The organism is Brasilonema bromeliae SPC951 (assembly GCF_012912135.1).
In the GTDB taxonomy this organism is placed as follows: domain Bacteria; phylum Cyanobacteriota; class Cyanobacteriia; order Cyanobacteriales; family Nostocaceae; genus Brasilonema; species Brasilonema bromeliae.
This window is the reverse complement of record NZ_QMEB01000139.1, coordinates 11,836-16,846: the sequence shown is the minus strand read 5'-3', so window position 1 is coordinate 16,846 and position 5,011 is coordinate 11,836. Positions and strand designations below refer to the sequence as shown.

At 41.7% G+C, this 5,011-nt stretch carries 5 protein-coding genes; 2 read left to right on the top strand and 3 right to left on the bottom strand.

The window, feature by feature from the left end:
• Positions 1 to 151: 151 nt before the first annotated feature.
• Positions 152 to 913: a bifunctional 2-polyprenyl-6-hydroxyphenol methylase/3-demethylubiquinol 3-O-methyltransferase UbiG gene (ubiG, locus tag DP116_RS17440; RefSeq protein WP_169156378.1), complete on the bottom strand. Its 762-nt coding sequence runs from the start codon at positions 911 to 913 to the stop codon at positions 152 to 154.
• A gap of 248 nt (positions 914 to 1,161) precedes the next feature.
• Between ubiG and DP116_RS17435 the strand changes: the two genes are divergently transcribed.
• Complete coding sequence (locus DP116_RS17435; RefSeq protein WP_169156379.1) at positions 1,162 to 2,286, top strand: M24 family metallopeptidase; 1,125 nt, start codon at positions 1,162 to 1,164, stop codon at positions 2,284 to 2,286.
• Between the two features lie 340 nt (positions 2,287 to 2,626).
• Here DP116_RS17435 and DP116_RS17430 read toward each other — a convergent pair whose 3' ends face one another.
• A complete protein-coding gene (locus DP116_RS17430; RefSeq protein ID WP_169156377.1) occupies positions 2,627 to 3,172 on the bottom strand; it encodes an RNA 2'-phosphotransferase in 546 nt (181 codons plus the stop codon).
• Positions 3,173 to 3,383: 211 nt separating this feature from the next.
• Positions 3,384 to 3,623 carry a hypothetical protein gene (locus DP116_RS17425; RefSeq protein WP_169156376.1) on the bottom strand — a complete coding sequence of 80 codons (240 nt, stop codon included), beginning with the start codon at positions 3,621 to 3,623 and terminating at the stop codon, positions 3,384 to 3,386.
• A 369-nt stretch (positions 3,624 to 3,992) separates the two neighbouring features.
• On the opposite strand from DP116_RS17425, the gene galK reads away from it, so the two are divergent.
• Positions 3,993 to 5,011: galactokinase (galK, locus tag DP116_RS17420; protein WP_246275678.1), on the top strand; the 1,019-nt coding region annotated here is incomplete at its 3' end.

Sequence of the window (5,011 nt, the reverse complement as noted above, 5' to 3'; positions counted from 1 at the left end):
AATGCTGTGCAAAGCCAGATGTGGAGTGCTTTGCAAATTCCCGGACATGTCTAATGGTAGAGAGGAGAATTTTTGTTTGCTGTGGACGTAGTGAGCGGCGAATTCGTAAATTTCGTCCCAAAGCTTACCTATTTATGCAACAGCCGAAATATCAAATTAGCTTAACAGCTTTGCCAATATACCATACGGAAGTATCATCATTAATGTGGATTTCAAATAATTTTATCTCTTTACCTTTGTTTTGATTATTTAAACCCTCAAATACAATATCTCTAAGTGTTTTCAAGCTAGTACCAGCCGTCAAATCGAACCCTTTGATGACAACATCTGCAAAGCCAATGCTCTTCATAATATCAAGCATGTCTTGGGGTTGAATAAACTTATTCCAATCATGAAGCCCACGTGGTAGCTGCTTTAGAATATCCTCTAAAAGCCAAATCATTATTAATTTAGATTTGAAAGTTTTGTTAATTGTATCAAAGAAAAACAATCCATTGTTCTTTAAAACTCTGTAAGCTTCTGAAAGAACTTTTTGCCAATCAGCAACATGCTCTAAAACGTCATAACACAAAACCACGTCAAAGATTTTTTCATCGTAAGGTAAATTTTCAGCTGCTCCCCACTGATAGTCAATATTTAGGTGATTGATTTGAGCATATTCTTGTGCTGCTTTAATTGAGTTTAAAGATAAATCTATTCCTGATACATTAGCCTCAAGAGAAGCTAAAAATTCACAAGCTAATCCACCTCCACAACCAATATCTAAAACTTTGACCCCTTTCCAATCAGGAACATAACTTGAGAAAAACTCAAACCTTGATTTATTCAGATGGTTAGACAAATGTAATGGTTCACTTTCTTTTCTCCATTTATCTGCATTCAAATCGTAGTATTCTAAGTTATTCCTTTTCATTTTTTCTCCTCAATGCCATTCCAGAAAACTCTTTTTATCGTGTCTTTTCACTACTGATTTAGTATCTGCATAAGGTAGGGTGCAGATATGCTTATTGGGAGGAGATTTTCCATAAATTTGCTTGTATTCCTGGTAACATTCAAACTTAACCTAAAACCATGCTCGCGATTGAAGAGGTAACAATGACAGCAGAGATAAATTATTTGGTGTTGGTGTAAATTATGAATTATGCGATCGCACCCTTGAACATGAATCCTTTGAATCAAGAAGTCTCTACTAAGCTGGAGTTAATCCGCCAAACTCTCATAGAAACCGAGATGCAGGGGTTACGGTTACGCGGAACAGACTGGTTTGCTTGGGCGACTGCTGGCGCTTCTAACACCGTACTACTGACTGCTGAAACCGGAGTAGCAGAAGTATTGGTAACGGCGCAAGATGCTTGGGTATTAACAGACGAAATTGAAGCCCAGCGTTTACAGGATGAAGAACTACCAGCTAATTTTAAGCTGCACATCAACCCTTGGGCTGATGCTGCTCGTCGTGAAGCTTTTGTCCGGGATGCTACTAATGGTGGGAAGGTTTTGAGCGATAGCTTCGCTGCTGCGCTGCGCGCAGATCGCCCTATCCCTCATGTAGAGCAGCAATTACCCCCGTCTCTACAGCACCATAAAAGAGTCATGATGTCAAGCGAACTAGAGCGATATCGTCAAGTGGGGCGAAAAGCTAGCGTTGCGATGACAGAGGTACTAAAAGCCGCCAAGCCTACCTGGACAGAATATCAATTAGCAGGTGCAGGTGCAGAGGCATTGTGGGCAAGGGGATTGCATCCAGCGCTGACGCTGGTGGCTGGCGAAAGGCGTTTACCCCTATACCGCCACGCTACAGCCACTGGGGAACAGATTGGACGAGAAGCGATGCTGGTGTTCTGTGCTAGGGGATATGGTTTGTATGCGAATCTAACGCGATTTGTCTGTTTTGGTGCGCTTTGGGATGAACAAACCGAATTGCATCGTCATGTCCGCGAAATTGAAGCCCAAGCTTTGAATTTATGTAAAGAAGGAACATCTCTTAATTCGGTTTATCACACTTTAGCTCAAGCTTATCAACAGCACGGATTCAATCATGCAATCCGCGAACATCATCAAGGTGGAACTACGGGATATTTAGCACGAGAAATAGTAGCAAATCCCGCTACCACTGACACTTTAGCAGAAGGTATAGCTGTTGCTTGGAATCCAAGTTTACCAGGGGCAAAAGTTGAAGATACTTTTGTCATTCTCCAGGATGGACAGTTGGAAAATCTGACTTTTGATCCAAATTTTCCCAGCACAGAGGTAGAGGGAAGATTGCGCCCGGTGGTTTTGGAGATTTAAAACAAATAACACAAAAATAATGCAACACTTGTCTTTCCTTGGTGTCCTAGCCTAGCTTACCTTGGGCAAAGAAAGCCGCCCTTCGTCGTCTACGGGAAGCCCCTTGTGCCTGAAACGACCAAAAACCTTAATTTATATTATGGCGTTGCAGAATAGAAATATGAATTTGAGCGATTGCGCAGAGCGCATGATTCATATTTTGGTTCAGCAACGCCCATATTATGGTTAATTTGTACAGTGCGTAAGTCCTAGTAAATCTTGAGTTCTATTTATGACACTTTTATAACAATAAATCTAAAATTTTATGATTTTTAAATGAATCTCTGCAACCTATGAAAATTCAAATTTTTTGTAGATACTCAGGTGGCACACTATCTACTAACCAAACTCCGTTATCGGAACAGTAGAATTTATAACCAGCTTGATACATAGCCGCAGTATCTACGAGCAAAACTACTGGTTTTCCATGTCTTGCACCTACAATTTGTGCTGTAGCAATATCCTTTGATAAATGGACATGATGTCGCGACATTTTGCAGAGTCCTGTTTGCATGATTGACTCTACAGATTTGTGTCCCGTACCGTGATAAAGCACGTCTGGAGGAACAACAGGTTCTAATTGTAAATCAACTTCTGTTGAGTGACCTTGGTTAGCACGAATAAGAGTGCCTGTGGAGTTAAAAGAAAAGCGTTTTTTCTCGTTGAGTTCAACCACCACCTGTAATTCCTGACGGGTGAGTGGAAATTTGTTTTTAGCGCAAGCGGTAAGCAGTTCATCAACACTAACCCAACCACCGGGGGCAAGTTTAATTCCAATTGCACCCGGTGTATGTCGCAAATATTTGCTAAGATATTTGCTGATTTGGACGAGGCGAGAATAACTCATATGATTGCAGTAACATTATTGATACTACATATATATATTAATAATATAACATGAGTCCCAAGAAGGAATAATCACAATTCCCACAAAGGCACTGTATTTTACGCTGACCCGCTGGCCCACTTGTCCACAGATTAGGCAGGAAGGCACAATTTTGCAACAGAACATGATTTAACTAAGCCTGAGAGACGTCCCCCAAGCTTAGGTTAATCACCTAGGGGTTGATGATTCCGTAGTAAATGGCAGCAATAAATAAGAAAATCGCTAATATCAGTGTAAAGCCATAGCGTAATCGAGGGTCAAGTGCCTCTTTACTAGTGACTGCATTATCTGTTTGTGCCTGAGTTTTAGCCTCAGATTCCCTTATTTTTTCGGGATTGATATAATCATGTATGTTCTCTGCCGACAGAACATTATTCTCTGTTTTTTTTGTTTGAGTTTCTTGTAATTCCATAGATTTCTTTTGTTATGTCTTTGTGCTTCCTCTACTGTTATATTTTCAATGATTCACTAATTACTACATCATTCTTGAGAACTAGCTAATATGAAATTTATATGTAACTGTGAATACAATTCTCTAAGCGCTCTGATAAAATCTGATGTTTAGGTTTTTAGCAACTACTTATCTCTAAGCACTGCAACGTACTGCTCATGAAGAGTGGGTTATTTTACCTTGAAGCATCATAATGATTTAAGATTTATTTTAGAAATTAGCTCTTAGATTTGAAAATTGAAAATTGTTCAAAGATGCAATTGGAAATTTCCTATTTTCTATCTCTCGTTAGAGGGTGAAATTTGATACTTATGCTTTGATGAAATAATTATGAACTTCCAACAAATATTTGGTAAATCACCTGAAACAGAAGCCAGTGCGCCAGGAAGGGTAAACCTACTCGGTGAACATACTGACTACAACGATGGCTTTGTTCTCCCAACTGCGATTCCTCAACGTACCACGGTACAACTAGGTTTTAGTACCGACGGACATCACCACTTTTATTCTGAAGATTTAGACGAGCAAGTCAACATTTTAGAAATCAATCATACGCCATCTGGATTTGCAAGTTATATCTTTGGGTGTATTCAACTTTTGCAAAAACAAGGATATACGATACCGCCGCTTTCTTTGTACGTCAAATCGACAGTCCCGATAGGTGTAGGCTTATCTAGCAGTGCCGCTTTGGAAGTTGCAACGCTTAGGGGATTGCGCGAACTGCTCAATCTTCCCATTAATGATGTGGAAATCGCCCAACTTGGACAACAAGCGGAGATTCAGTATGCCGGCTTAAACTGCGGCATCATGGATCAAATGGCATCGAGTTTGGCTGGCACTGACTCGATGCTGTTTTTGGACACCCGCACCCTTGAGCGTCGAGTCATACCTTTCCCAGGGGGAGCAGAAATCTTGGTAATCGATAGTGGTGTCCATCATGCACTGGCTGCAGGTAGCGGATATAACCAGCGTCGGGCTGAGTCTGAGGAAGCGGCGCGGCGCTTGGGAGTCAAAGCGCTCAGAGACATCACCGATCCACAAGCCGCAGAGTCATTACCCGAACCGTTGCGCCGTCGCGCGAGACACGTCATCACCGAGGACAACCGAGTGCTTGAGGCTGTACATGGGGTGTCAGCGAAACGCTTTGGTGAATTGATGAATGCTTCCCACGCCAGTCAGCGCAACGATTACGAAGTTTCGGTCCCAGCAGTAGATACCTTAGTAGCGATATTGCAGAAAACCCCAGGAGTCTTCGGCGCACGCTTGACGGGTGGTGGTTTTGGGGGAGCAAGCGTAGCTTTAGTTGTAGCGGGTGAGGGGAGAGGGATTGCAACCAATGTCCTTGAAGA